At 70.3% G+C, this 24219-nt stretch carries 21 protein-coding genes; 4 read left to right on the top strand and 17 right to left on the bottom strand.

What is annotated here, in order from left to right:
* Positions 1-3: 3 nt before the first annotated feature.
* The gene (locus tag AC1Q7O_RS05010; RefSeq protein WP_492658288.1) at positions 4-1293 is read right to left on the bottom strand and encodes a hypothetical protein; all 1290 of its coding nucleotides are present in this window, start codon (positions 1291-1293) and stop codon (positions 4-6) included.
* A 161-nt stretch (positions 1294-1454) separates the two neighbouring features.
* On the opposite strand from AC1Q7O_RS05010, the gene AC1Q7O_RS05015 reads away from it, so the two are divergent.
* The 3 genes from AC1Q7O_RS05015 (at position 1455) to AC1Q7O_RS05025 (ending at position 4538) form a co-directional block, all read left to right on the top strand.
* Positions 1455-2096: a DsbA family oxidoreductase gene (locus tag AC1Q7O_RS05015; RefSeq protein ID WP_492658287.1), complete on the top strand. Its 642-nt coding sequence runs from the start codon at positions 1455-1457 to the stop codon at positions 2094-2096.
* An 80-nt stretch (positions 2097-2176) separates the two neighbouring features.
* A complete protein-coding gene (locus AC1Q7O_RS05020) occupies positions 2177-3499 on the top strand; it encodes a PEP-CTERM sorting domain-containing protein (protein ID WP_492658286.1) in 1323 nt (440 codons plus the stop codon).
* A gap of 61 nt (positions 3500-3560) precedes the next feature.
* Positions 3561-4538, top strand: a complete 978-nt coding sequence (locus tag AC1Q7O_RS05025; protein WP_492658285.1) for a recombination-associated protein RdgC — start codon at positions 3561-3563, stop codon at positions 4536-4538.
* On the opposite strand, the gene AC1Q7O_RS05030 is transcribed toward AC1Q7O_RS05025, so the two are convergent.
* The 16 genes from AC1Q7O_RS05030 to rimP all read right to left on the bottom strand — a co-directional run bounded on the left by AC1Q7O_RS05030 (position 4539) and on the right by rimP (position 23200).
* On the bottom strand, positions 4539-5330 hold the full coding sequence (locus AC1Q7O_RS05030) for a substrate-binding periplasmic protein (RefSeq protein WP_492658284.1): 792 nt from the start codon (positions 5328-5330) through the stop codon (positions 4539-4541). It lies immediately after the preceding gene.
* Between the two features lie 66 nt (positions 5331-5396).
* On the bottom strand, positions 5397-6380 hold the full coding sequence (locus AC1Q7O_RS05035; protein WP_492658283.1) for a hypothetical protein: 984 nt from the start codon (positions 6378-6380) through the stop codon (positions 5397-5399).
* A gap of 48 nt (positions 6381-6428) precedes the next feature.
* Positions 6429-8525 carry a TonB-dependent receptor gene (locus AC1Q7O_RS05040; protein WP_492658282.1) on the bottom strand — a complete coding sequence of 699 codons (2097 nt, stop codon included), beginning with the start codon at positions 8523-8525 and terminating at the stop codon, positions 6429-6431.
* 111 nt (positions 8526-8636) lie between these two features.
* Positions 8637-9149, bottom strand: coding sequence for a hypothetical protein (locus AC1Q7O_RS05045; RefSeq protein ID WP_492658281.1), 513 nt, complete (start codon positions 9147-9149; stop codon positions 8637-8639).
* A 117-nt stretch (positions 9150-9266) separates the two neighbouring features.
* Entirely contained in the window at positions 9267-9737 is a 471-nt protein-coding gene (locus AC1Q7O_RS05050; RefSeq protein ID WP_492658280.1) for a CYTH domain-containing protein, read from the bottom strand.
* Positions 9727-10980 (bottom strand): DEAD/DEAH box helicase, encoded by a 1254-nt coding sequence (locus tag AC1Q7O_RS05055; protein ID WP_492658279.1) that lies wholly within the window; start codon positions 10978-10980, stop codon positions 9727-9729. The genes AC1Q7O_RS05050 and AC1Q7O_RS05055 overlap by 11 nt, the downstream gene beginning before the upstream one ends.
* An 80-nt stretch (positions 10981-11060) precedes the next feature.
* Entirely contained in the window at positions 11061-11651 is a 591-nt protein-coding gene (locus tag AC1Q7O_RS05060; RefSeq protein WP_492658278.1) for a methylated-DNA--[protein]-cysteine S-methyltransferase, read from the bottom strand.
* Positions 11652-11661: 10 nt separating this feature from the next.
* Positions 11662-12663 (bottom strand): tRNA dihydrouridine(20/20a) synthase DusA, encoded by a 1002-nt coding sequence (gene dusA, locus AC1Q7O_RS05065; RefSeq protein WP_492658277.1) that lies wholly within the window; start codon positions 12661-12663, stop codon positions 11662-11664.
* Positions 12660-13775, bottom strand: coding sequence for an enoyl-CoA hydratase/isomerase family protein (locus AC1Q7O_RS05070; protein WP_492658276.1), 1116 nt, complete (start codon positions 13773-13775; stop codon positions 12660-12662). The genes dusA and AC1Q7O_RS05070 overlap by 4 nt, the downstream gene beginning before the upstream one ends.
* Positions 13772-14647: a DMT family transporter gene (locus AC1Q7O_RS05075; protein ID WP_492658275.1), complete on the bottom strand. Its 876-nt coding sequence runs from the start codon at positions 14645-14647 to the stop codon at positions 13772-13774. Before AC1Q7O_RS05075 ends, AC1Q7O_RS05070 begins: the two co-directional genes overlap by 4 nt.
* 107 nt (positions 14648-14754) lie before the next feature.
* Positions 14755-16578, bottom strand: coding sequence for a translational GTPase TypA (typA, locus tag AC1Q7O_RS05080; protein WP_492658274.1), 1824 nt, complete (start codon positions 16576-16578; stop codon positions 14755-14757).
* Positions 16579-16602: 24 nt separating this feature from the next.
* Complete coding sequence (gene truB, locus AC1Q7O_RS05085) at positions 16603-17589, bottom strand: tRNA pseudouridine(55) synthase TruB (RefSeq protein WP_492658273.1); 987 nt, start codon at positions 17587-17589, stop codon at positions 16603-16605.
* The gene (gene rbfA / locus AC1Q7O_RS05090) at positions 17582-17962 is read right to left on the bottom strand and encodes a 30S ribosome-binding factor RbfA (RefSeq protein ID WP_492658272.1); all 381 of its coding nucleotides are present in this window, start codon (positions 17960-17962) and stop codon (positions 17582-17584) included. Before rbfA ends, truB begins: the two co-directional genes overlap by 8 nt.
* Positions 17963-18024: 62 nt before the next feature.
* Positions 18025-21048 carry a translation initiation factor IF-2 gene (gene infB, locus AC1Q7O_RS05095; protein WP_492658271.1) on the bottom strand — a complete coding sequence of 1008 codons (3024 nt, stop codon included), beginning with the start codon at positions 21046-21048 and terminating at the stop codon, positions 18025-18027.
* Positions 21049-21101: 53 nt separating this feature from the next.
* The gene (nusA, locus tag AC1Q7O_RS05100; RefSeq protein WP_492658270.1) at positions 21102-22580 is read right to left on the bottom strand and encodes a transcription termination factor NusA; all 1479 of its coding nucleotides are present in this window, start codon (positions 22578-22580) and stop codon (positions 21102-21104) included.
* Entirely contained in the window at positions 22577-23200 is a 624-nt protein-coding gene (rimP, locus tag AC1Q7O_RS05105) for a ribosome maturation factor RimP (RefSeq protein WP_492658269.1), read from the bottom strand. The genes nusA and rimP overlap by 4 nt, the downstream gene beginning before the upstream one ends.
* Before the next feature lie 230 nt (positions 23201-23430).
* Here rimP and fabI point away from each other — a divergent pair, with 230 nt between their 5' ends.
* Positions 23431-24210 carry an enoyl-ACP reductase FabI gene (gene fabI, locus AC1Q7O_RS05110; protein WP_492658268.1) on the top strand — a complete coding sequence of 260 codons (780 nt, stop codon included), beginning with the start codon at positions 23431-23433 and terminating at the stop codon, positions 24208-24210.
* Positions 24211-24219: the final 9 nt, after the last annotated feature.

Here is a 24219-nt window from a genome sequence, read left to right on the forward strand (position 1 = left end):
CGCTCAGAAGATGAAGTCCACCACCGCCGTCGCCACGCGCGCGCGGCCCGCCGAGCCGTCCGCGCCCGACCACAGCGACCCGCCGCCGCGCGCCACCTTCACGCGGTCCCACTGCAGCTTCAGCGCCGCCTGGGCGTGGAAGTCCCAGCGCACGCCGCAGGACCAGCTGGACTGCACCAGCCGCCCGCCGTTGAGCACCGCTGCCACCGCCGTGCCCAGCCCCTGCGCCTCGGCCGCGGCGGCCGGGCCCAGCACCGGCGTCAGCACCTGCTGCCAGGCCGGCGGATCGAGCGCCGCCACCGCGTTGCGGGAGCGGCCATGGCCGACGAACGGCGTCCACTCACCCAGCCGATAGCCCAGCATCGCGTAGAACGTGCGCTCCACTGACAGCGGCGCGGCCGACACGCGCACGAACTCGGCGCTGCCCTGCCAGTCGCTGCCTTCAAAGCGCAGGCCCACCTCCGTGAAGAGCGCCTGGATGCCGTTGGCGCCCAGCCGCTCGCGCAGCTGCTGCGCCGGCGCCGCCACCGTGGGCAGCGGCAGAGCGCCGAGCTGGCCCAGCGCTGCCAGCGCGGCGCGCTGCGCGTCATCCTGCTTGAAGTCGATGCGCGCGCGGGCGATGCTGGCCCGCAGCAGCCAGCCGCCCTGCTCGCGCGACACCATGCCGCCCAGCACCGAGTTCAGCCGACCGGCTTCGGAGAAGTTCACGTCGCCGATGCGCGTGGCGCCAGCCATCAGCTTGGCGCGCCACTGCGCGTCGCCGACGATCCAGCTGCGCGCGACGTCGCCGCCATCCAGCGTCGTCGGCAGCCGGGCATAGAACTCCACCGGCGGGCGGATGCTGAGAAAGCCGAAGCCGACGTTGCGGTAGTCGGCCATCAGGAAGGTGTCGACATTGACGCGGCCCGCACGCAGCGTCCACTCGGCATCGGGCCGGTAGCTGGCGTAGGCCCATTCCAGCGCATCGCTGTCCGCGGCGAACGCACCGCGCTTCTTGGCGATGCCCTGGGCCACCAGCTCCAGCGACGTGCCGATGCTGTAGTTCGCCTGCACGCCCAGCCGGGTGTCCACGTCCGCTCGCCAACGGCCGGGCCGGGCGGGCTGAGTCAGCTCGCGCCGGAACCCCCAGGTCGGCGGCGCCTCCACCTCGCTGACGCCCAGCGTGCCGAACCCGCTGATGCGCAGCCCGGTCGTGGCAGGCCGGTCGGCGTCCTGGGCGGCGGCGGCGCCGGCCCAGACCGCCAGGCCCGCGAGCAGGCCGCGCGTCCAGGAGCTGCGATGTCCGAAGTGCATGAAAGGCATGGCGGTAAGCGGGCTGCCGAGCAGTTGGCAAGTATTAGCCCCCGTCTTTCCCGGCTTCACAAGCCCCCTCGCCGCCCCCAATTGCAACCCCTTCACATTTGCAGCCACCTTGCAAATGCCGGGGTTGAAGCCCAGCGCCGAAAATGCCGGCCATGCGTATCGACTTCATCTCCGACATCGTCTGCCCCTGGTGCGCCATCGGGCTGTATTCGCTGGAAACCGCCGCGGCGCGCATCCCGGGCCTGACGCTGGACCTGCATTTCCACCCCTTCGAGCTGAACCCGGCCATGGGCGCCGAGGGTCAGGACATCGAGGAGCACCTGGCCGAGAAGTACGGTGCCAGCCCGGCGCAGCTGGCCGGTACGCGCGAGGCCATCCGCGAGCGCGGCGCGGCGCTGGGCTTCGACTTCCGCATGGCGGCGCGCAGCCGCATCTACAACACCCGCGACGCGCACCGCCTGCTGCACTGGGCCGACGAGGCCTTCGGCGGCGCCGTGCAGCGCACGCTCAAGGTCGGGCTGCTGAAGGCCTACTTCACCGACGGCCGCAACGTGTCCGACCCGGCCGTGCTGCTGGAACAGGCCGTGGCCGCCGGCCTGCCCGAGGATCAGGCGCGCGAGCTGCTCGCCAGCCGGCGCTACGACACCGACGTGGCCGAGGCCGAAGCGCAGGTGCACGCCCAGGGCATCCACGCCGTACCGGCCATCGTCGTCAACCAGCGCCACCTGATCCAGGGCGGCCAGTCGGTCGAGGTGTTCGAACAGTTGCTGCGCCAGGTGATGGCCCAGGGCTGACGCGCCGGCATCCCCAGCGCTGGGGATGTGAGGCGGCCCCCTCGTCACTAGGCTCCAGGCCTCTCGCCAGGAGCCTCACGATGAAGAACTGCCTCGTCCTGACCGGCCTGCTTGCTGCGGCCACCGCCATGGCGGCCACGCCCACCGCCGAGAACCCCTTCCAGATCCGCCAGAACAACAGCGCCAACAGCGGCAACCACGCCACCGGCGACATCGTCGTCTGGGGCGTGCAGAACGTGCAGCCGCCGGCCGGCAGCAGCTACGTCTACGGCGTCTCCGGCATCTGCCCCAACGGCAAGACCTGCGACGCCTTCTCGACCGACCCCGACTGGGTCAGACAGCGCCTCTTCGAGCGCGACTGGACGCTGCTGCCGCACCAGTACTACGCGTCCAACGCCTACAACGCCGAGCAGACCGGCGCCCGGCTGCTGCTGCTGTCCGCCTCCAGCGCCTTTCCGCGCAACGACACCGCCTTCGTCTGGACACCCACGCTGGGCGATGCCGGCGCCATGCCGTTCGTGCAGTCCATGAGCATCAACGGCGCCGGCCTCACGCCCACGATCAGCTGGACGCTGCCCGCCAGCACGCCCAACGGCATCGACCAGATGCGCATCCGCGTGCAGGATGTCAGCCATCCGGTCACCGTCGAGGCCCGCTACGGCGCCGCCACCAGCTTCCAGCAGGCCGACCTGCTGTGGCAGAGCCCCGCGCTGGGCAGCACCAGCTTCACGCTGCCGGCCGGCGTGCTGAGTTTCGGCACCAGCTACGCCATCAGCATCGACCTGTCCCACAACCGCGCCGACGGCACGGTGGTCTCGCGCTCCAGCTCCTATTTCGACTTCACGCCCATCAACCCGGCCACGCTGCCCGGCAACGTCAGCAACATCGCGCTGCCGACGCTGCAGCCGGTGCCCACCACCAGCGGCGCGCTGGCCGGGCCGCTGTACGGCTTTCACGTCGACGACGTGGGGCCCGACCACATCACCTTCATCGACCCCGTCGTCGCCACCGGCTTCAGCTACGCCACCGGCGCGGGCGACCCCAACTTCAAGGCCGTGCAGGTGGCCAGCAACGTCGGCGACGGGCTGTACGAGGTGTGGACCTGGAACGCCGGCGCGTGGCAGTTGAGCGCTGGCGGCGTGGCCGCGGGTACCAGCTTCGACTTCGTCGCCCACGGCTTCGCTGGCGGCGTGGACCGTTTCCAGATCCGCGGCATCGAGGCCTCGGCCAACGTCAACGCGTTCGACGTGACCGGCTTCGTCACCGGGCTGAGCTTCGTGGCGCCGGGCAGCTTCACCGGCACCATGCAGGCCATCACGACGGCCGTGCCCGAACCCGCGACGTACTGCCTGTGGCTGGCCGGCGCCGCCGCGCTGCTCGCCGGGCGGCGGCGCCAGACCTGAGACAATCGGCGCCTGCATTCCGAAGCCCGCCGCTGGCGGGCTTCTCGTTTCTTCAGCGCCCATGTTCAAGAACCTGATCACCTACCGCATCGGCGAAGGCTGGACGGCCGACGCCCAACTGCTCGGCGAACAACTCGCCAAGGAACCCTTCCTGGCCTGCGCCCCCACCCAGCCGCTGGCCGTGGGCTGGGCGCCGCCGCGCGGCGTCGAGCACGCCCCCCTCGTCGAGGTCGTCGACGGCCACTGGCTCATCAAGCTCAAGCGCGAGGCGCGGCTGCTGCCGTCCTCCGTCGTGCAGGAGCGCGTCGACGAGCTGGCCGAGCACATCGAGGAAACCACCGGCCGCAAGCCCGGCAAGAAGGCCAAGAAGGACCTGAAGGAACAGGCCACGCACGAGCTGCTGCCGCGAGCCTTCACGAAGACCTCGGCCACGCAGGTGTGGATCGCGCCCGCGCAAGGCCTGCTGTTCGTCGACGCCGGCTCCAGCAGCCGCGCCGACGAGGTCGTCACGATGCTGATCCAGGCCAGCCCCGGCCTCAGCCTGCAGCTGGTGCAGACGGCCGAGAGCCCCGCTGCCTGCATGGCCGCCTGGCTGCTGGACGGCGTGACGCCCGAGGGCTTCCAGATCGAGCGCGAGTGCGAGTTGAAGGGCAGCGACGACCAGAAACCCGTCGTGCGCTACGCCCGCCACCCGCTGGACATCGACGAGGTCCGCGCCCACCTGACCAGCGGCAAGATGCCCACGCGGCTGGCGCTGAGCTACAAGGAACGCGTGTCCTTCACGCTGACCGAGGGCTTCGCGATCAAGAAGATCAGCTTCCTGGACCTGGCCTTCGAGGGCCGGCCCGAGGCCAGCGGCGACGAGGCCTTCGACGCCGACATGGCGCTGGCCACCGGCGAGTTGAGCGGCCTGATCCCGGCACTCATCGAGGGCCTGGGCGGCGAGCACGACTTCGCCGCGGGCGCCGCGCCGGCGCCCGTGCCGGCCAGCCTGCCGGAACCCACCGAAGCGGTCAGCGAGGAAGCGCCGCCCTGGTGATCAGCGGATGTCGTCCGCGCGCGGCTTGATGCCGTAGCCGCGGAACAGCCGCTCCACGGCCCCGTCGCGCAGCAGCGCCTGGTGGGCCTCCTTCAGCTGCTGCCGGTCGGCGTCGCTGAAGCCGGCGCTGGCGGCCAGCCAGATCTCGCCGGACTCCAGCGGCAGCCCGACCTGGTAGACCGCCGGGTCGCGGCCGCTGTTGCGCACCTTGTCCATGTTGATGACGTCGCCGCCGTAGATCGCGTCCACCACGCCGCGGTCCAGCATGCGCAGCATGTCGTCGACGCTGCTGGCCTGCGTCACCTGGCCGGCGCTGAACCCGTGGCGCTGCAGCTGCGCCAGGTTGGGCGAGCCGCGCAGCACTGCCACGCGCAGCTGGCGGGCCTGCTCCAGGCCGGTCACCGGCGGCTGGCCGATGCGGTTGATGAACACGAAGTGCTGCACGTAGAGCTTGAGCAGCCACTGGAACTGCGCGTCGCGCTCCGGCGTGCGCGTCAGCGGCAGGATGGCGACGCGGGGCTGGCTGCTCGCCGTGGCCAGCGCCCGCGCCCACGGGAAGAACTCCGCGCGGGCCGGCTGGCCGCAGCGCCTGAGCAACAACTCCACCAGCTCGACCAGCACGCCGGGGTGCTCCGGCTGGCCGTCGACGGCGAACGGCGGCAGGTCGCCGGTGACCACGCGCAGCGGCGCCAGTGCCTCGGCGGCGCAGACGGGCGAGGCCAGGGTCAGCGCCATCAGCAGCGGCAGCAGGCGCGGGGGTGAGAGCACGCGGGACAGGTACGGCAACGACATGCGGCCGATGCTGCCTGCGCGCACACGCGCTGGCAATCGCCGCAGACGCGGCGTTCGCGGACGGCGTCAGCGGCGGGCAGCCAAGCTGCCACCGACAGCGCCGGTGAGCGGCAGATAACCCCGGGTGGCCAGCCGCCACGGGTCCAGCTCGCGGCGGTTGACCGGGTGGCCGCCGGCGATCTGGCCGGCCGTCCAGGCCACGCGCGCCCAGGCGCCGTCACCCAGCGCGTCGCGCCACGCGGCCAGCGCCGCCATCAGGCCCGGCTGCAGCCAGACGTCCCAGCAGGGCTCGTCCGGCGCCAGCCGCTTCAGCCCCATGTGCACCGCATCGGCCAGCAGCCGCAGCCGCGCCTCGGCCACCGCGCTGCCGCAGGCCGGCAGCAGGCCGCGCAGCAGCCGGTTGCGCGACGCCGCCTGGCCCGCATTCAGCGTCAGCAGCCGCTGCAGCTGTTGCAGCGCCGTGCGCACAGACGTGGGCGGCAGCGGCGCGCACAGCGGCAGCGCGGGCACGTCCAGCGGCCGGTCGGCATGGGCCGGGCCCAGCATCAGCACGGCCAGCCGCAGCCACTCGATGGGCGCGAGGCCGTGGGCCACGTCCGTGCGCTGCGACAGCGCCCACACCTCGGCAAAGCCGCGCGTGCCCTTGGCGCGGTTCACGCGGGCCGACAGCATCGCCAGGTTGGACGCCGCGTAGGCGCCGTCGTTGTTGAGCCGGTCCACCGACGCGTCGCTGCCCAGCCGCGTCGCGTGGGTCAGCGGCTCGCGCGTCACCGGGCAGTGGCTGATGTCCAGCCGGCGCAGCAGCTCGACCGTGACGTCGGGCGCCACCGCCCGGCCCCGGGCCAGCGCGCCCAGCCGCAGCTGCAGCCACTTGCGCACGAAGCGGTCGTCGTGGCGCGGCCGGGCGCCCTGCCCCGCGGTGGCGGCGGTGAAGCCCTCGCGCACGGCCTGCGGCCAGTCCGCCTGCGGTGCGATGGCGCTGAGCCGGTGCAGGTCGTGGCCGAGGCGGCGCCCCGCCTCGACCGCGTCGAAGTCGTCGTCGATGGTCATCCACATCTCCGGTCGGCCCGGGCACCGCACGGCGGCGCCGGGCGGGCGTCAGAACCCCAGCTTGAAGGTCACGCGCACGGTGCGCGGCTCGGCGGGGTGGATATGCCTGTCGGCCACCGGCGCGGGCTCACCCGGCAGCTGCGACTCGTAGAAGTACTCGATGTCGTTGACCTTGCGGTTGCCCAGGTTGAAGACGTCGAGGGTCACCTCGGCCCTGTCCCACAGCTTGCGGCTGACGCGCAGGTTGGTCGTCAGCGACGAGCGCGAGCGCACGCTGTTGTCCTCGATGAGCGCGCCCGAGCCCAGGTAGCGCCACTGCAGGCTGGCCGACCACGGGCCCAGCTCGCGCAGCGTGACGGCGACGGACGCGACCTTGTCGACCGCGTTGGGGATGCGGTTGCCGGCCGCGTCGGCATCGGAGAAGCGGGCATGCGTCCAGGCCAGGTCGGCGTCGATGAGCAGCCACGGCACCGGCACGTAGCGGTTGTTCCACTCGATGCCGCGGCGCCGCGTGGGCCGGCCGGCCTCGGTGGCGCCGGCATCGCCCACGTAGACGAGCTCGGAGTCGAAGTCCAGCTTCCACAGCGCCAGCGAGCTCTGCAGGCCCGGCAGCCATTCGGTGCGCGCGCCCAGCTCCAGGCCGCGGGCGGCGACGAGGCCCGGCACCTTGTCGACGGCCTCCCCGCTCTTCGGGTCCCGCGTGGCGGTGGTGCCGCGCGCGTCGTTGCTGTGGAAGCCGCGGCCGGCGTTGATGAAGAACTCGGTGCTGGCCCAGGGGCCGGCGATCAGCGACAGCTTGGGCGAGAACAGCCGCGCCGAGCTGCGGCCCGAGTTGGCACCGTCGGTGAGGCTGTCGACCTGGAAGCGCGCCTGGTCGGCCCGCAGGCCGGCGATGGCGCGCAGCCAGGGCGTCAGCTCGACGGCGGTCTGGCCGTACAGCCCCAGTTGCGTCTGGCGCACCTCGTCGTCGCGCGTGGTGTGGGTGATGCGGCGCTCCACGGTGTCGAACAGGCCCACGCGGATGCGGTCGTGGCGCAGCTGCGCGCCCACCTCGCTGCGCGCCGGCAGTCCGCCCAGGCGGTGCTCGACGGCATGGCTGGCGCTGGCGCCGTAGACGCTGCGCCGGTCCTGCTGCAGGAACTGGTCGCCGTCGTCGGGCCGCTCCAGCGCGTAGGTGAAGTTGGAGAACAGCTTCAGGCGGTAATTCATCGCGTAGGCCGCCACCCGCGTGGCGTCGGCGTCCGTCACGCGGTGCCATTCGCCGGACAGGCTGGCACGGCGGGTCTCGCCACCGTCGCTCTTGTCCACGGCGTCGAAGCGGCCGAAGGGTCGGCCGTTGAACGAGCCGGCATCGAGGAGGCGCTCGGGCACCTGGTCGGTCGATCGCCACGTCGCGTCGTACCCCATCAGGCTGGCGCGCCAGCCCTCGGCGCGCGTGCCGCCCGACAGCGTGACGACGCCGTTGCTCTTGCGCAGGTGCTCGGCCAGCGTCCAGGGCCCGTCGTTGTGCTGCACCTCGACGGCACCCAGCAGGTTCAGCCCGCCCCCCAGCGCCGACGAGCCGGCGCCGACAAAGCGCTGGAACTGGCGCTGGCCCAGCGTCAGCGCGGCGAAGTTGTCGTCCAGCGTGCGGCGGTAGGCGATGTCGGCCGAGCCGGCGGCGGAGAAGTCGCCCGTCGTCGCGAAATACGGGCCCTTGCGGTAGTCGATGCGCTCGACCAGCTCGGGGATCAGGAAGTTCAGGTCCGAGTAGCCCTGGCCGTGGCCGTGCGTGGGCATGTTGACCGGCAGGCCGTTGACGGTGGTGGCGAAGTCGGTGCCGTGGTCGAGGTTGAAGCCACGCAGGAAGTACTGGTTGGCCTTGCCGTCGCCGGAGTGCTGCGTGACGATGACGCCGGGCACGAACTCCAGCACCTCGCCGGGCCGCAGCGCGGGGCGGCTCTTCAGCAGCTCGGCGCGGATGCTGCCTTGCGACGCAGCATCGGCGCTGCCGATGGCGTTGTCGTAGTGGCGGCCGGTGACTTCGACCTTCTCCAGCACGGCGGCAGCGACGAGCACGGGCGGCGCGGTCTGCGCATGGGCGGTGGTGGCGAGCAGGCAGGCGGCGGCCAGCAGCGTGGGCTGGAAGCGGCGGATCTTGGGCATGGGGAGTCTCGGCAGGTCCGGGCGTGCGCGCAGGCACGCCCGGCCGGTCAGGTCGTGACCGGCAGGCAACGGCGGGGGGCGGGGATGGCGCGTGTGACGCGCCCGCAGGCCTCAGCCGCGCGGCGGGGCGAGCGCAGGCGCGACGACGCGGTCGCGCCAGGCCGCATGCACCGTGGCCGGGCGCTCGCCGCCCGCCAGAACCGGCAGCACCGGCGCGGCCGGCAACCAGGCCAGGAAGGCGGTCGCGCCACCGCCCTGCCCTGCGTCGTCCAGCGCGTCGGCCGCCTGCACGACGTCGGCCGTGTCCGCCGCATGCCGGTGCAGCACGCCGCCGTGGGCGTGCAGCTCGGCGCCGCTGGCGCGGCTGCTCGTCCAGCCCAGCCGCGGGCTCTGCAGCCGCGCATCCTGCGCGGCGTGCAGCTGGTCCAGCAGGGCCCGCACCGGCTGGGCCAGGCGGGCCAGCACGCCGTCGTGCGGCGCGGCCACGGCGCCCGTGTGCATGTGGCGGTGGCCTTGCAGACCCACCATCCACTGCACCACGCCCTGCAGCGGCAGCACCACCAGCAGCAGCATCAGGATGCAGGTGCGCGCGCGGTGCAGCAGTGACGACGGGATGAGGGGCACGGGGACGAGGTGATGAGCAGAGTGGTGACCGCAGGGCACCGGACCGCGCATCTTCGGCCGGCTCGGTTGCCTGCGTATGACATGCCTACGCGGCGCGGCCGCGCGCGGATGCGCCCCTCAGCCGCCCCAGCTCGTGAACGGCCGCACCGCCAGGTTGGCATTGACGTAGCGCGCGTCGCCCGTCACCTCGGCGCCCAGCCAGGCCGGGCGCGCGAACGCCTGCCCTTCGGTGTCCAGCTCGATCTCGGCGACGACGAGGCCGGCGTTGGCGCCGAGGAACTCGTCCACCTCCCAGGTCATGCCCTCGAACGGGCACAGGTGGCGCACCTTCTCGACCACCGGGCCGTCGCACATCGCCAGCAGTTGCTGCGCGTCGGCCAGCGGCACGGCGTACTCGAACTCGGCGCGCGTGGCGCCGGTCGTCGCGCCCTTGATGGTCAGGAAGGCCGCGTCGCCAGCGATGCGCACGCGCACCGTGCGCGCCGGGTCGCGGCACAGGTAGCCCTGGCTGAAGCGGGTCTGGCTCGCGGCCTGCCGGCGCCAGCCGTCGCCGCCGACGAGGAATTTGCGTTCGATCTCAATGCCCATCGCCGGATGCCTCTGCTGCCTGGGCTGCGGCCTCGCGCAGCTTGTCCTTCTTGCTCTTGCGCGTCGCGCTCTTGATGCCGCCGGTGGCCTGCGCCTCGGTGGCCACGGCCTGCGGCTCGAAGCCGGGCAGCCGCTCACGCGGCACGCGCTGGCCTTGCCGCTTCTCGATGAGGCGGAAGTGGCTCTCGGCGTTCTCCGCGCTGTCCGCGCAGATGAAGCTGACGGCGGTGCCGGTGGCGCCGGCACGGCCGGTGCGGCCGATGCGGTGCGTGTAGTCGGCCGCCGAGCGCGGCAGCTCGTAGTTGACGACGGCGTCCAGCGCATCCACATGCAGGCCGCGCGCGGCCACATCGGTGGCCACCAGCACCTCGACGCTGCCGTCCTTCAGCGCCGCCAGCACGTCGCGGCGCGCGCCCTGGCTGAGCTCGCCGTGCAGCACGCCGGCCTTGAAGCCGTGGGCATGCAGCTTGTCCGACACCAGCTCGGCCGTGTAGCGGCTGGCAACGAACACCAGCGCGCGCTGCCAGCCCGCATCGCGCAGCAGCTGGCGCAGTGCGGGCAAGCGCTGGGCGCGGTCCAGCTGGAGGGCGCGCTGCGTGATCTGCGGCGGCGCTTCCTCGATGGCTATGCGCACCGGCTCCTGCAGCAGCTGCGCGGCCAGCGCCTCGACGGCCGGCGGGAAGGTGGCCGAGAACAGCAGCGACTGGCGCTGCTTCGGCAAGGCGCCGAGCACGCGCTGCAGCTCCTCGGCAAAGCCCTGGCCCAGCAGGCGGTCGGCCTCGTCCAGCACCAGGCAGTCGACGCCGGCCAGCGTCAGGCCGTTGTGGTCCAGCAGGTCCAGCAGCCGGCCCGGCGTGGCCACCATGACGTCGCAGCCGCCGCGCAGCGCCATCAGCTGCGGGTTGATGGACACGCCGCCGAAGGCCAGCGCCACCCGGGGCCGGTGCATCAGCAGCGCCGCCAGCTCGCGCAGCAACTGGGCCGTCTGCATGGCCAGCTCGCGCGTGGGCGCCAGCACCAGCGCACGCGGCCCCGGGCGCGGCGGCGATGCGACGAGGCGCTGCAGCAGCGGCAGCGCGAAGGCGGCGGTCTTGCCGGCACCGGTCTGCGCCAGCGCCAGCACGTCGCGGCCGGCCAGGATGGGCGGCAACGCGGCGGACTGAACGGCGGTGGGGGCGTGATAGCCCTGCTCGCGCACGGCGCGCAGCAAGGCGGGCGAGAGGCCCAGGGATGCGAAGGACATAGCTATAGATTCTGCGGGACAGACCGATCGAGCGGAGCGAGTAGCTCTGTCCTCAACTGACTAAAAAGGGGCCCGCAGCGTCAGAAGAGGCTTTGTTGGTCGCCGGCCAGTTGCCCCGCGGCGCGGGCCTCGATGCGCAGCAGGCGGCGCTTGGTCTCGACGCCGCCCGGCGCGGAGAACCCGGTGGGCTCACCGCCCGCCCCCATCACGCGGTGGCAGGGCACGATGGGCGGGAACGGGTTGTCGCCCTCGGCCCGGCCCACGGCCCGCGCGGCACCGGGCTGGCCCAGCGCGGCGGCGATCTCGCCGTAGGTGCGCGTCTGGCCCGGCGGAATGGCGCGCGTCAACGCATGCACTTGGCGGCGGAACTCGGGGATGCCGCGCTCGTCGAGCGGCACGTCGCCGAGGTCGTGGGCCTCGCCAGCCAGCAGCGCGCGGATGCCGCCGACGGCGTGGGCGATGGGCGGCGGCAGGTCGTTGGTGGGCTGCGCCGTCGGATGCCGGCGCCGCAGCCGCTCGGGGCTGGCGTCCGGCAGCAGCGAGGCGACGATGCCGCGCGCGCTCCAGACGACGCCGCAGCGGCCCAGTGCCGTGTCGAAGGCGTGGCACCACAGCGGCTCGTCCGGCGGCAGCACGGGGCCGGTGTCGAGGGCGTCGACGAACTCCCTCATGGCCTGGTAGTCAGGCCGCGACGGAGATGCCCGACAGCCGCGCGGCCGTGGCCTGCGCGGCGACCTCCCGCGGCGGCAGCGCCTTCAGCCGGTGGTCGCTCCAGACCTGGCGCCAGCGCCGCGCGCCCGGCGTGCCGTTCCACAGGCCCAGCGCGTGGCGCATCGCGTGCGGCCAGGGGCGGCCCGCGGCGTGCAGGCGGTCGAGGTAGCCCAGCCAGGCGTCCTCCACCTGCTCGCGTGAGGCAGCCGGGTCGGGCTGGCCGAAGAAGCGCGAGTCCCACTGCGCCATGCTCCAGGGCTCGTGATAGGCCTCGCGGCCGACCATGACACCGTCCAGCTGCTGCAGCTGCTCGGCGATCTGGTCGGGTGTCTTCAGGCCGCCGTTGATGGCGATGGTCAGCTGCGGGAACTCGCGCTTGAGCTGCGCCACGAGTTCATAGCGCAGCGGCGGGATCTCGCGGTTCTCCTTCGGCGACAGGCCCTGCAGCCAGGCATTGCGCGCGTGGACGATGAAGACCTCACAGCCGGCTGCCGCGACGGTGCCGACGAAGTCGCGCACGAACTCGTAGCTCTCGATGCGATCGATGCCGATGCGGTGCTTGACGGTGACGGGCAGCGCCGTCACGTCGCGCATGGCCTTCACGCAGTCGGCCACCAGCTGCGGCTCGGCCATCAGGCAGGCGCCGAAAGCGCCCTTCTGCACGCGCGGGCTGGGGCAGCCGCAGTTCAGGTTGACCTCGTCATAGCCCCAGCGCTCGGCCAGCTTCGCGCAGGCGGCCAGGTCGGCCGGCTCGCTGCCGCCCAGCTGCAGCGCGACGGGGTGTTCCTCGGCATTGAAGTCGAGATGGCGCGGCTGGTCGCCATGCAGCAGCGCGCCGGTCGTCACCATCTCGGTGTAGAGCAGCGTGTGGCACGTGATGAGGCGGTGCAGGAAGCGGCAATGGCGGTCCGTCCAGTCCATCATCGGCGCGACGGACAGGCGCCAGGGGCTGTGACGTGCTGCTGCGGTCATTCGAGATCCCGCAGCGGTTGCTCGGCGGGGGCCCACGGGCTGACGAAGAAGGCGGCGACTTCGGCCGGGTCGATCTCGGCGACCGTGGCGGGCTGCCAGCGCGGCGCGTGGTCCTTGTCGATGGCCAGCGCGCGGATGCCCTCGACCGTCTCGCTGCACTGCGCGCCGCGCAGGTGGAAGGCGTGATGCACGAGGTCGCGCTCCAGGCGCAGGTCGTCGGCCAGGCTGAGCTCGCGGCCGCGGCGCACCAGCTCCAGCGTGACGGCCATCATCAGCGGCGAGCGCTTGAGCAGCGTCTCGCGCGTGGCCCGGGCCCACGCGTCGTCGGCCTGCGCCAGCGAGTCCAGGATGGCCGCCAGCGTCGGCTGGCCGAAGTGGCGGTCGATGTGCTGCACCTCGGCCTTGGGCTCGGACGGCGGCGCCAGGTCGACGCGCTGCATGACCGTGGCCACCACATGCTCGCCGCTGGGCTGCTCGCTGCGGCGAAGGTCGTCGATGAGCGCGGACCACTGCTCGGCGCGCACGAACACATCGCCCAGCCCCCACTCCAGCGCATCGCCCACTGCGACGCTCTCGCCGGTCAGCGCCAGCCATTCGCCGACATGGCCGGGGCACTGCGCCAGGAACCAGCCGCCGCCCACGTCGGGGAACAGGCCGATGCCGGTCTCGGGCATGGCCAGCCGCGAACGCTCGGACAGCACCCGCAGCCGCGAGCCCTGGCTGATGCCCATGCCGCCGCCCATGACGATGCCGTCCATCAGCGCGACATAGGGCTTGGGGAAGTTGTGGATGAGGTGGTTGAGGCGGTATTCCTCGGTGAAGAAGTCGCCCAGCGCCGGGTCGCCCGCCAGGGCGGCCTGGTGGAAGAAACGGATGTCGCCGCCCGCGCAGAACGCCGGCGGCTTGCCATCGCGGCCTGCGCCCAGCACGGCCACGGCCTGGATCTCCGGGCGCGCGGCCCAGTGGTTCAGCAGCGCCGTCATGTCGCGGATCATGGCCAGCGACAGCGCGTTCAGCGCCTGCGGGCGGTTCAGCGTGATGAGGCCCAGGCAGCCGTTGACCTCGGCCAGGATCTGGCCATCGGACACCAGGGTCGGGATCAGGTCATTCATGCGTTCTTCGAGACGGGTTGGGGAGGCGCCAACGCCTCGTTGGCAATCAGGGCGGCGAGCACGAGGCTACCGCCGATCAGGGCGGCGCTGCCAGGGTGTTCGCCCGCAAAGGCCCAGGCCCACAACACGCCCAGCAGCGTCTCGGCCAGGCCCAGCAGCGCGATCTCGTGGCCGGGCAGTTCGCGCGCCAGGCGCACGGCAAGCAGGCAGGGAATGGCGAGCTGGAAGACACCGAGGAAGCCCAGCAGGCGCAGGTCGTGCGCGCCGGCCTGCAGCGGCCAGGCCAGTGGCAGCGTCACCACCATCGAGATGAGGGCACCGATGAGGACGGCGGGCAGCATGTCGGCGCCGCCGCCGCGCTGACCCACCTTCTGCAGCAGGCACCAGTTGGTGGCGGCGGCCAGCGGCACGCCCAGCGCCACGGCCACGCCGGCAAGGCTGCCGCCGGAGCCGGCCTGCTGGCCGAACATCCAGCCGATGCCTGCGCCGGCCACGACGATGGCGGCCCAGGTGCGCGCGGGGATGTGCTGGCGCAGGAAGACGCGGGCGAATAGCGCGGTGAGCAGCGGCCCCAGCGACATCGTCACCAGCACATTGGCCACGGTGGTCAGCGACAGCGCCACCATGAAGGCCGTGAACATGACGGCCCAGCAGAGCCCGGACGCCCAGACCACCACGCCACGCAGCGCCGGCAGCAGCGCCCGGCCGCGCATGAAGCCCAGGATGACGACCAGCGCCAGCGCGTTGAACGTGCTGCGCCAGAAAGTGATCTCGAAGCCCCGCGCCGCCTCCAGATGCCGCGTGACGACACCCGCCGAGCTCCACATCAGCGTGACCAGCAGCATCAGCAAAACAGCCGAACGGTGCGTCATCAAACAAGAGCGCCCCGTAAACGGGGCGCGGGCAATCAACTGGCTAGAGCCCCCTCTCGGAGGGGGCTGGGGGAGCACAAGGCGCCGCGCCAGCGTGTGTCGCGAGCTTAGGCTCGCGACGCACGCTTGCGTTCGTTTTCGGTCAGGAAGCGCTTGCGGATGCGCACGCTCTTCGGCGTGATCTCGACCAGTTCGTCGTCGTCGATGAAGTCCACGCCGTATTCCAGCGTCAGGTCGATCGGCGGCGTGATCTTGATCGCGTCTTCCTTGCCGGAGACGCGGAAGTTGGTCAGCTGCTTGGTCCGCGTCGCGTTGACGACCAGGTCGTTGTCGCGGTTGTGGATGCCGACGATCATGCCTTCGTAGACCGGGTCGTTGGGCTTCACGAACATGCGGCCGCGGTCGTCCAGCTTGCCCAGCGCGTAGGTGAAGATTTCGCCGTCGTCCATGGAGATCAGCACACCGTTCTTGCGGCCGCCGATCTCGCCCTTGTGGGCTTCGTAGCCGTCGAAGATCGACGAGATCAGGCCCGAGCCGCGCGTCAGGTTCATGAACTCGTTGGCGAAGCCGATCAGGCCACGCGCGGGGATGCGGTACTCCAGGCGCACGCGGCCATTGCCGTCCGGCTCCATGTTCAGCATTTCGCCCTTGCGCAGGCCCAGCGCCTGCATGACGCCGCCCTGGTGGGTTTCTTCCACGTCGGCGGTCACCAGCTCCATCGGCTCGCTCTTCACGCCGTCGATGTCCTTGAACATCACGCGCGGCTTGGAAACGGCCAGCTCGTAGCCTTCGCGGCGCATGTTTTCCAGCAGGATGGTCAGGTGCAGTTCGCCGCGGCCGCAGACTTCGAAGATGCCGTCTTCATCGGTCTCGGAGACGCGCAGCGCCACGTTGTGCTGCAGTTCCTTCTGCAGGCGGTCCCAGATCTGGCGGCTGGTGACGTACTTGCCTTCGCGGCCGGCCAGCGGGCTGGTGTTGACGCAGAAGTTCATCGTCAGCGTCGGCTCGTCCACCTTCAGCATGGGCAGCGGCGTGGGGTTGGCCGGGTCGGTCACGGTGACGCCGATGCCGATGTCCTCGATGCCGTTGATCAGCACGATGTTGCCGGGGCCGGCTTCGGTGACCTGCACGCGGTCCAGACCGTGGAAGGTCAGCACCTGGTTGATGCGGCCGTTGACGCTCTTGCCGTCCGGGCCTTCCATGACGGCGACCTGCATGCCGGGCTTGATGGTGCCCTGGCTGATGCGGCCCACGCCGATGCGGCCGACGAAGGTTGAGAAGTCCAGCGCCGAGATCTGCAGCTGCAGCGGCGCGCTCGCGTCGCCCGACTGGGCCGGCACGTGCTTGAGCACGGTGTCGAACAGGGCCGACATGTCGGGGCCCCACTGCTCGCCCGGCGCGCCTTCGGTCAGCGACGTCCAGCCGTTGATGCCGGAGGCGTAGACGACCGGGAAGTCCAGCTGCTCGTCGGTGGCGCCGAGGTTGGCGAACAGGTCGAACGCGGCGTTGATGACAGCGTCCGGCTTGGCACCGGGCTTGTCGACCTTGTTGACGACGACGATGGGCTTGAGGCCCAGCGCCAGCGCCTTCTTCGTGACGAAGCGCGTCTGCGGCATCGGGCCTTCCTGGGCGTCGATCAGCAGCACCACGCCGTCCACCATGGACAGCGCTCGCTCAACTTCACCGCCGAAGTCCGCGTGTCCGGGCGTGTCGACGATGTTGATGTGCGTACCGCCCCACGACACCGCGCAGTTCTTGGCCAGGATGGTGATGCCGCGCTCGCGTTCGATGGCGTTGCTGTCCATCACGGTGTCGACGACCTTCTCGTGGTCGGCGAACGTGCCGCTCTGGCGCAGCAGTTGGTCGACCATGGTGGTTTTGCCATGGTCGACGTGGGCAATGATGGCAATGTTGCGGATCGGGGTGGTCATGGTGATGCTTCGAAAAAAACCGGATCAGGCGGAAAGCAGAGCCTGGACCTCCGGCGGGGTCAACAGGCGGTCGGCGATCAGTTCGCCAGAGATGATGTGGGCGCTGCCGAGGAAGGCACGCGGCTCGGGGCCATAGACGCGCACGCGCTCGGCGTCGGGCGCGTCGACGCGGCGGCGCAGGCCGGACAGGAAGCGCACGGCGTCGGGCATGTCCAGGCGCAGTTCGGGCGCATCCAGCAGCAGGCGGTCGGGCGAGGTCAGCAGCGCGGCGCGCTCGTCATCGGGCATAGCCTCGATGGCGCTGAGCGTGACGGCGCCGTCCAGCGTCAGGCCGCCTGAAGCCGTGCGGCGCAGCGCGGCCAGCGACGCGCCCACGCCCAGTGCCGCGCCGATGTCTTCGGCCAGCGTGCGGATGTAGGTGCCTTTGGTGCAGCGGACGTCGAGGGTCACGGTGCCAGCCTGCACGCCGACGATGTCGATGGCGTGAATCGTCACGCGACGGCTCTTGCGCTCGATCTCGATGCCGGCGCGGGCGTACTCGTACAGCGCCTTGCCTTCGTGCTTCAGCGCCGAGTACATCGGCGGCATCTGGTCGATCTCGCCGGTGAAGGCGGCACAGGCCGCGGCGATCTGCTCAGGCGTGATGTGGTCGGCGTCATGCCGCTCCAGCACCTCGCCTTCGGCGTCGCCGGTCGTCGTGCGGATGCCCAGCGCCAGCGTCGCGAGGTAGCGCTTGTCGGCGTCCAGGCTGAGCTGGCTGAACTTGGTGGCCGCGCCGAAGCACAGCGGCAGCAGGCCGGTGGCTAGCGGGTCCAGCGTGCCGGTATGGCCGGCCTTCTCGGCGCGCAGCAGCCACTTGGCCTTCTGCAACGCGTCGTTGCTCGACAAGCCCAGCGGCTTGTCGAGCAACAACACGCCATGCAGCGCGCGACGCTGCACCCGCACGCGGGGCGGCCGGTCGGCGTCGTGCCCGTGGGCAGGCTTGGCAACGGTGACGGTGGCCTCAGTCATTCGGTTCGTCGTCCTCGGCCACGCGCGTCGCATTGGCCTTGTTGATGAGGGCGCTCATCTCGGCCGCGCGCTCGGTGGTGCGGTCGAACTGGAAGTGCAGCGTCGGCACCGTGTGGATCTGCAGGCGCTTGAAGAGGCCGTTGCGCAGGAAGCCGGCAGCCTCGTTCAACGCCTCCTGCGTCTCCTTCGGGTCGCCGATCAGCACCGAGAAGAACACCTTGGCATGGGCGTAGTCGGGCGTGACCTCCACCGCGCTGATGGTGGCCATGCCGATGCGCGGGTCCTTCAGGTCGCGGATGAGCTCGGCCAGATCGCGCTGGATCTGGTCGGCGACGCGAAAGCTGCGGTTGGGGATGGCGCGTTTGTGTCTCATGGCGGTTTCCTGAAAGAACAAACCCCGCCCCGAGGGGCGGGGTTAACCCTCGGGACTGTGGGTCAGAGCGTGCGGGCCACTTCCTTGATCTCGAAGAACTCGAGCTGATCACCTTCCTTGATGTCGCTGTAGTTCTTGAGCTTGATACCGCACTCGAAGCCTTCCTTGACCTCGCGCACGTCGTCCTTCTCGCGGCGCACCGACTCGACCTCGCCCGTGTAGACGACGGTGTTGTCGCGCAGCAGGCGGAAGCGCGCGCCACGGCGCACCAGGCCGCTGGTGACCATGGAGCCGGCCACCGTACCGATCTTGGAAGCGACGAACACGACGCGGATCTCGGCCGTACCGAGGGCCTCTTCGCGCTGCTCGGGCGCCAGCATGCCGGACATCGCCTTCGTCACGTCATCCACAGCGTCGTAAATGATGCTGTAGTAACGCAGATCGACGGCATTGCCCTCGGCCAGCTTGCGCGCACCGGCATCGGCACGCACGTTGAAGCCGATGATGACCGCCTTGGACGCGATGGCGAGGTTGATGTCGCTCTCGCTGATGCCGCCGACCGCTGCGTGGACGATCTGCACCTTGACCTCGGCGTTGCTGAGCTTGAGCAGCGAGGCGGCCAGCGCTTCCTGCGAACCCTGCACGTCGGACTTGATGATGAGGGGCAGCGTCTGCACGTCGCCCGCACCCATCTCGCTGAACATGTTCTCCAGCTTGGCAGCCTGCTGCTTGGCCAGCTTGACGTCGCGGTACTTGCCCGAACGGAAGGTGGCCACTTCGCGGGCACGTCGCTCGTCGCTCAGCACCATGAACTCGTCGCCGGCCTGCGGCACTTCGGTCAGGCCCTGGATTTCCACCGGGATGGACGGACCCGCCTCGGTGGCGGCCTTGCCGTCCTCGTCCAGCATGGCGCGCACGCGGCCGAACGTGGAACCGGCCAGCACGACGTCGCCGCGCTTGAGCGTGCCGCTCTGCACCAGCACCGTGGCCACCGGGCCGCGGCCCTTGTCCAGCTTGGCTTCGATGACCAGGCCCTTGGCCATGGATTCCACCGGCGCCTTCAGCTCCAGCACCTCGGCCTGCAGCAGCACCTGCTCCAGCAGCTCGTCGATGCCCTGGCCGGTCTTGGACGACACGCCGATGAACGGCGAATCGCCGCCGAACTCTTCCGGCACGACCTGCTCGGCCACCAGCTCGCTCTTGACGCGCTCGGCGTTGGCGTCGGGCTTGTCGATCTTGGTCATGGCGACCACGATGGGCACGCCAGCCGCCTTCGCGTGGTGGATGGCTTCCTTCGTCTGCGGCATGACGCCGTCATCGGCCGCACAGACCAGGATGACGATGTCCGTCGCCTTGGCACCGCGAGCCCGCATGGCCGTGAAGGCCGCGTGACCCGGGGTGTCCAGGAAGGTGATCATGCCGCGCGGGGTTTCCACGTGGTACGCGCCGATGTGCTGCGTGATGCCGCCGGCTTCGCCCGCGGCCACACGGCTGCGGCGGATGTAGTCCAGCAGCGAGGTCTTGCCGTGGTCGACGTGACCCATGACGGTGACGACCGGCGCGCGCGGCAGCGACTCGTGCTGCTGCTCGGCGGCGGTGCCCTCTTCTTCCAGGAAGGCGTCCGGATCGTCCAGCTTGGCGGCCATCGCCTTGTGGCCCATTTCCTCGACGAGGATCATGGCCGTTTCCTGGTCCAGCTGCTGGTTGATGGTGACCATCTGACCCAGCTTCATCAGCTGCTTGATGACCTCGGCAGCCTTGACCGACATCTTGTGCGCCAGGTCGGCGACCGAGATGGTCTCGGGCACATGGACCTCGATGGTCTGCTGCTCGGCCGGCGGCGTGAAGTTGGAGCCACCGTCGTCACGGCCACCGCGACCACCGCGGCCACCACGCGCCGGAGCGCGCCAGTTGCCACCGCCACCCGGGCGGCCGGCACCGGCGGGGCCGGCACCGATGGTCTTGAGGCCGCGCTTCTTGGCGGCGTCATCGGCCCAGCTGGACGACAGCTTCTCGGACTTGACCGATTTCTTGTCGCCCGGCTTGCCGGCGCCAGCGCCGGTCGTGGCCGCGGCCGGCGCCGGAGCGCCCGCCTTCTTGTGGATGGTGCCCTTGATGCCGGCGCCTTCAGCGGGCTTGGGCTCCTCGGGCTTCTTCGCGACGAGCACCTTCTTGGGTGCGTTCATCATCGCGCGGATCTTGGCGGCCTCGTCCTCGGCGGCCTTGCGGCGGCGGGCCAGGTCGTCCTGCTTCTGCTTCTCTTCGGCAGCGGCATCGACGGCCTTGACGACGCGCAGCGCTGGCTTGGCAGCCTCGGGTGCGGGCGCAGGAGCCGGCGGCGGCGGCGCGACGACTTCCGGCGCCGGTGGCGGCGGAGCCACCACCTCAGGTGCCGGTGCGGCCTTGGGGGCGCGCTTGGCGGCAGCCGCCTTGTTGATGGCAGCGGCCTCGGCGGCGGCAGCGGCGGCGCTGCGCTGGCGCGCCTCGGCAACCTGCTCACCGGTCTTGTCGGTGGCCTTGGCGGCTGCCGCTTCGGCGGCAGCGGCGGCGGCCGCGGCTTCGGCAGCCTCGGCAGCCGCCTTAGCGGCGGCTTCGGCGGCAGCCTGCTCCTCGGCGCGGCGGCGCTCGGCAGCCTCGCGCGCAGCGCGTTCGGCGTCCTCGCGGGCCTTCACCTTGGCGGCCAGCTCTTCTTCCTGCTGGCGCAGCGCCTCGGCCTGGGCCTGGGCTTCTTCCTCGCGACGGCGCAGGTCGGCGTCGTCGGGGCCAGAGACCTCTTCGCCGGATTCGTCACGCTTGACGAAGGTGCGAGTCTTCTTGACCTGGACCTGGATCGTGCGGGCCTTGCCAGAGGCGTCGGCTTGCTTGATCTCGGTGGTCGACTTCTTGACGAGCGTGATCTTCTTGCGCTCGGCACCGGCGGTGCCATGGGCACTGCGCAGGTGGTCGAGCAGGCGTTCCTTGTCGCTCTCGCTCAGCGAGTCGTCGACGGAAGACTTCTTGACGCCCGCGGCTTGCAGCTGCTCCAGCAGACTGCTCGCCGGCTTGCTCAGCTCGGCGGCGAATTGGGCGACGGTAGTCACGGCCATGTGGGGATCCTTCAAATTGCTTTCGGTGCGGCGCGGCTTGTGTTGTTGATCGATCAGTCGTTGAACCAGTGTTCACGAGCCTTCATGATCAGCGCACGTGCGGCCGCCTCGTCCAGGCCGGACAGTTCGACCAATTCGTCCACGGCCAGGTCGGCCAGGTCGTCGCGGGTGTTGATGTCGCCAGCTGCCAGCTTGGCCAGCAGCTCGGGCGTGACGCCTTCGAGGTCACGCAGGTCCTGGGAGACCTCCTCGACCTTCTCTTCCTTGGCGATTTCCATCGTCAGCAGCGCATCCTTGGCACGGGTGCGCAGCTCGGTGACGGTGTCTTCGTCGAAGGCCTCGATCTCCAGCATTTCCTGCATGGGGACGTAGGCGACCTCTTCCAGGCTGGTGAAGCCTTCGGCGATCAGGATGTCGGCGACTTCGGCGTCCACGTCGAGTTTCTCGACGAAGAGCTTGCGCACCGATTCGCTTTCCAGTTCCTGCTTGGCGGCCGATTCCTCGGCCGACATGATGTTGATGCGCCAGCCGGTCAGCTCGGACGCCAGGCGCACGTTCTGGCCACCGCGGCCGATGGCGATCGCGAGGTTTTCCTCGTCGACGACGACATCCATCGCATGGCGCTCTTCATCGACGACGATGCTCTGCACGTTGGCCGGGGCCAGCGCGCCGATGACGAACTGAGCCGGGTCCTCGCTCCACAGCACGATGTCCACGCGCTCGCCAGCGAGCTCGTTGGTCACGCCGTTGACGCGCGAACCGCGCACGCCGACGCAGGTGCCGATGGGGTCGACGCGGCGGTCATGGCTGACGACGGCGATCTTGGCGCGGCTGCCGCTGTCGCGGGCGCAGCTCTTGATCTCCAGCAGGCCCTGCTCGATTTCCGGCACTTCCTGCGCGAAGAGTTCCTTCATGAACTCGGGCGCCGAACGCGACAGCATGATCTGCGGACCGCGCTGCGTCGGGTCCACGCCGAGGATGACGGCACGCACGCGGTCGCCGGTGCGCAGGTTCTCTTTCGAGATCATCTCGCTGCGCTTCAGGCGGCCTTCCACGCGGCCGGACTCGACAATGATGTCGCCCTTGTCCAGGCGCTTGACGGTACCGACGAAGATCTTCTCGCCGCGCGACATGAAGTCGTTCAGCAGCTGCTCGCGCTCGGCGTCGCGGATCTTCTGCAGGATGACCTGCTTGGCGGCCTGTGCGCCGATGCGGCCGATGGGCACGGACTCGACGGGTTCCTCGATGTGGTCGTCCACCTCGATGTCGGCGATCTGCTCCTGGGCCTCGAACAGCAGGATCTCGGCGTCGGCGTTCTGCAGGCCGGCCTCGTTGGGCACGACATGCCAGCGGCGGAAGGTCTCGTACTCGCCCGAATCGCGATCCACGCTCACGCGGATGTCGGCTTCACCGCCGTAAATCTTCTTGGTGGCCGAGGCCAGGGCGGCTTCCACCGCACCGAACACGACATCGCGCTCCACGCTCTTCTCGCGCGAGATCGCATCCACCAGCATCAACATTTCGCGGTTCATTGCTTGAGACCTCCGTCAACCTTGTCTTGGCCGGGCGCCGCCTCGGTGGGCTCGCCCGCTTGTTTTTTCGCCGGTACTTTCTTCGGCTTGATGACGCCCCGCTGGCCGGGCTTCCGATCGGGGGCAGGCTCGCCGCCACGCCCCTTGAAACTGAACATCGGCACCAGGCGCGCGTCGCGCACCTCGTCGAGCGTGAAGTCGAGCGCGTGTTCGGCACCGTCTTCATCGAACACCAGGCGCCAGGCCTGGTCGTTCTCCGCGCCGGGCTGGGCGCTGACGATGCCGCGATATTTCTTGCGCCCCTGGAAGGGGTGCTTCAGCGTGATGTCGATTTCCTGGCCAACGAAGCGCGCGTAGTGCGCCGCGTTGCGTAGCGGTCGATCCAGCCCCGGCGAGGACACCTCGAGCCGGCTGTAATCGAAAGCCTCGACCTCCAGCACATACTGCAGCTGGCGCGTCACCTTCTCGCAATCGTCCACCGTGATCAGTTCGCCGGCGGCCGCCTCGGCGGGCAGCCGGTCGATCGTCACGCGCAGCAAGCCACCGGCACTGCGTTCGCAGTCCACGAGTTCGTAGCCGAGGCCGGCGACGGTGGTCTCAACAGCGGTTTGCCAACTCATGCGTGAAATGGAGTCCTGATCCGAGGCGAAGAAAAACGAAAAGCAAAAAAAATGGGCTGGATGAATCCGCCCACCTCTTTCACCAGATCCAGCCCCGGGGGATATCGTCCGAAGCGGTTTGTCATTTCCAGTGAAGCTCGCATTGTACTGTGCAAGTCCCGTGCCGGCAAGCCGCCCACCCCATCACGTGCCAGAATCTGAGGCTGTTTGAGACCTCACTGGAGACAAGAATGGGCTTTCTCGCCGGCAAGCGGCTGCTGATCACGGGCGTACTGTCCAACCGTTCCATCGCCTACGGCATTGCCCGTGCCTGCCACCGCGAAGGGGCCGAACTGGCCTTCAGCTATCAGGGCGAGCGTTTCAAGGATCGCATCAGCGAATTCGCCGCGGAATTCGATTCCAAGCTGATCTATGACTGCGACGTCACCAGCGACGAGCAGATGCAGGCCTTGTTCGACCAGTTGGGCGAAGTCTGGCCCGAGTTCGACGGCTTCGTGCATTCCATCGGCTTTGCGCCCCGCGAGGCGATTGCCGGAGATTTCCTGGAAGGCATGACGCGCGAGAACTTCCGCATCGCCCACGATATTTCCGCTTACAGCTTCCCCGCCATGGCCAAGCTGGCCGCGCCGCGGCTGCGCGAAGGCGCGGCACTGCTGACGCTGAGCTACCTCGGCGCCATGCGCGTGGTGCCCAACTACAACACCATGGGCCTGGCCAAGGCCAGCCTGGAGGCCAGCGTGCGCTACCTCGCGCAGGCGCTGGGCCCCAGGGGCGTGCGCGTCAACGGCATCTCGGCCGGCCCGATCAAGACGCTGGCCGCGTCCGGCATCAAGGACTTCGGCAAGCTGCTGGGCCAGTTCGCGGCCCAGGCGCCGATCCGCCGCAACGTGACCATCGAGGACGTCGGCAACACGGCCGCCTTCCTGCTATCGGACCTGTCGGCCGGCATCAGCGCCGAGATCACCTACGTAGACGGCGGCTTCAGCCACACGGCCATGGCCGCCGAGTAAGCGGCCCGG

It is taken from the genome of Roseateles sp. GW823-FHT07B05, assembly GCF_058794515.1.

Coding starts and splice junctions, on each gene's coding strand:
- AC1Q7O_RS05010 (WP_492658288.1), bottom strand. CDS start 1,293: ATGCACTTCGGACATCGCAGCTCCTGGACGCGCGGCCTGCTCGCGGGC.
- AC1Q7O_RS05015 (WP_492658287.1), top strand. CDS start 1,455: ATGCGTATCGACTTCATCTCCGACATCGTCTGCCCCTGGTGCGCCATC.
- AC1Q7O_RS05020 (WP_492658286.1), top strand. CDS start 2,177: ATGAAGAACTGCCTCGTCCTGACCGGCCTGCTTGCTGCGGCCACCGCC.
- AC1Q7O_RS05025 (WP_492658285.1), top strand. CDS start 3,561: ATGTTCAAGAACCTGATCACCTACCGCATCGGCGAAGGCTGGACGGCC.
- AC1Q7O_RS05030 (WP_492658284.1), bottom strand. CDS start 5,330: ATGTCGTTGCCGTACCTGTCCCGCGTGCTCTCACCCCCGCGCCTGCTG.
- AC1Q7O_RS05035 (WP_492658283.1), bottom strand. CDS start 6,380: ATGACCATCGACGACGACTTCGACGCGGTCGAGGCGGGGCGCCGCCTC.
- AC1Q7O_RS05040 (WP_492658282.1), bottom strand. CDS start 8,525: ATGCCCAAGATCCGCCGCTTCCAGCCCACGCTGCTGGCCGCCGCCTGC.
- AC1Q7O_RS05050 (WP_492658280.1), bottom strand. CDS start 9,737: ATGGGCATTGAGATCGAACGCAAATTCCTCGTCGGCGGCGACGGCTGG.
- AC1Q7O_RS05055 (WP_492658279.1), bottom strand. CDS start 10,980: ATGTCCTTCGCATCCCTGGGCCTCTCGCCCGCCTTGCTGCGCGCCGTG.
- AC1Q7O_RS05060 (WP_492658278.1), bottom strand. CDS start 11,651: ATGAGGGAGTTCGTCGACGCCCTCGACACCGGCCCCGTGCTGCCGCCG.
- dusA (WP_492658277.1), bottom strand. CDS start 12,663: ATGACCGCAGCAGCACGTCACAGCCCCTGGCGCCTGTCCGTCGCGCCG.
- AC1Q7O_RS05070 (WP_492658276.1), bottom strand. CDS start 13,775: ATGAATGACCTGATCCCGACCCTGGTGTCCGATGGCCAGATCCTGGCC.
- AC1Q7O_RS05075 (WP_492658275.1), bottom strand. CDS start 14,647: ATGACGCACCGTTCGGCTGTTTTGCTGATGCTGCTGGTCACGCTGATG.
- typA (WP_492658274.1), bottom strand. CDS start 16,578: ATGACCACCCCGATCCGCAACATTGCCATCATTGCCCACGTCGACCAT.
- truB (WP_492658273.1), bottom strand. CDS start 17,589: ATGACTGAGGCCACCGTCACCGTTGCCAAGCCTGCCCACGGGCACGAC.
- rbfA (WP_492658272.1), bottom strand. CDS start 17,962: ATGAGACACAAACGCGCCATCCCCAACCGCAGCTTTCGCGTCGCCGAC.
- infB (WP_492658271.1), bottom strand. CDS start 21,048: ATGGCCGTGACTACCGTCGCCCAATTCGCCGCCGAGCTGAGCAAGCCG.
- nusA (WP_492658270.1), bottom strand. CDS start 22,580: ATGAACCGCGAAATGTTGATGCTGGTGGATGCGATCTCGCGCGAGAAG.
- rimP (WP_492658269.1), bottom strand. CDS start 23,200: ATGAGTTGGCAAACCGCTGTTGAGACCACCGTCGCCGGCCTCGGCTAC.
- fabI (WP_492658268.1), top strand. CDS start 23,431: ATGGGCTTTCTCGCCGGCAAGCGGCTGCTGATCACGGGCGTACTGTCC.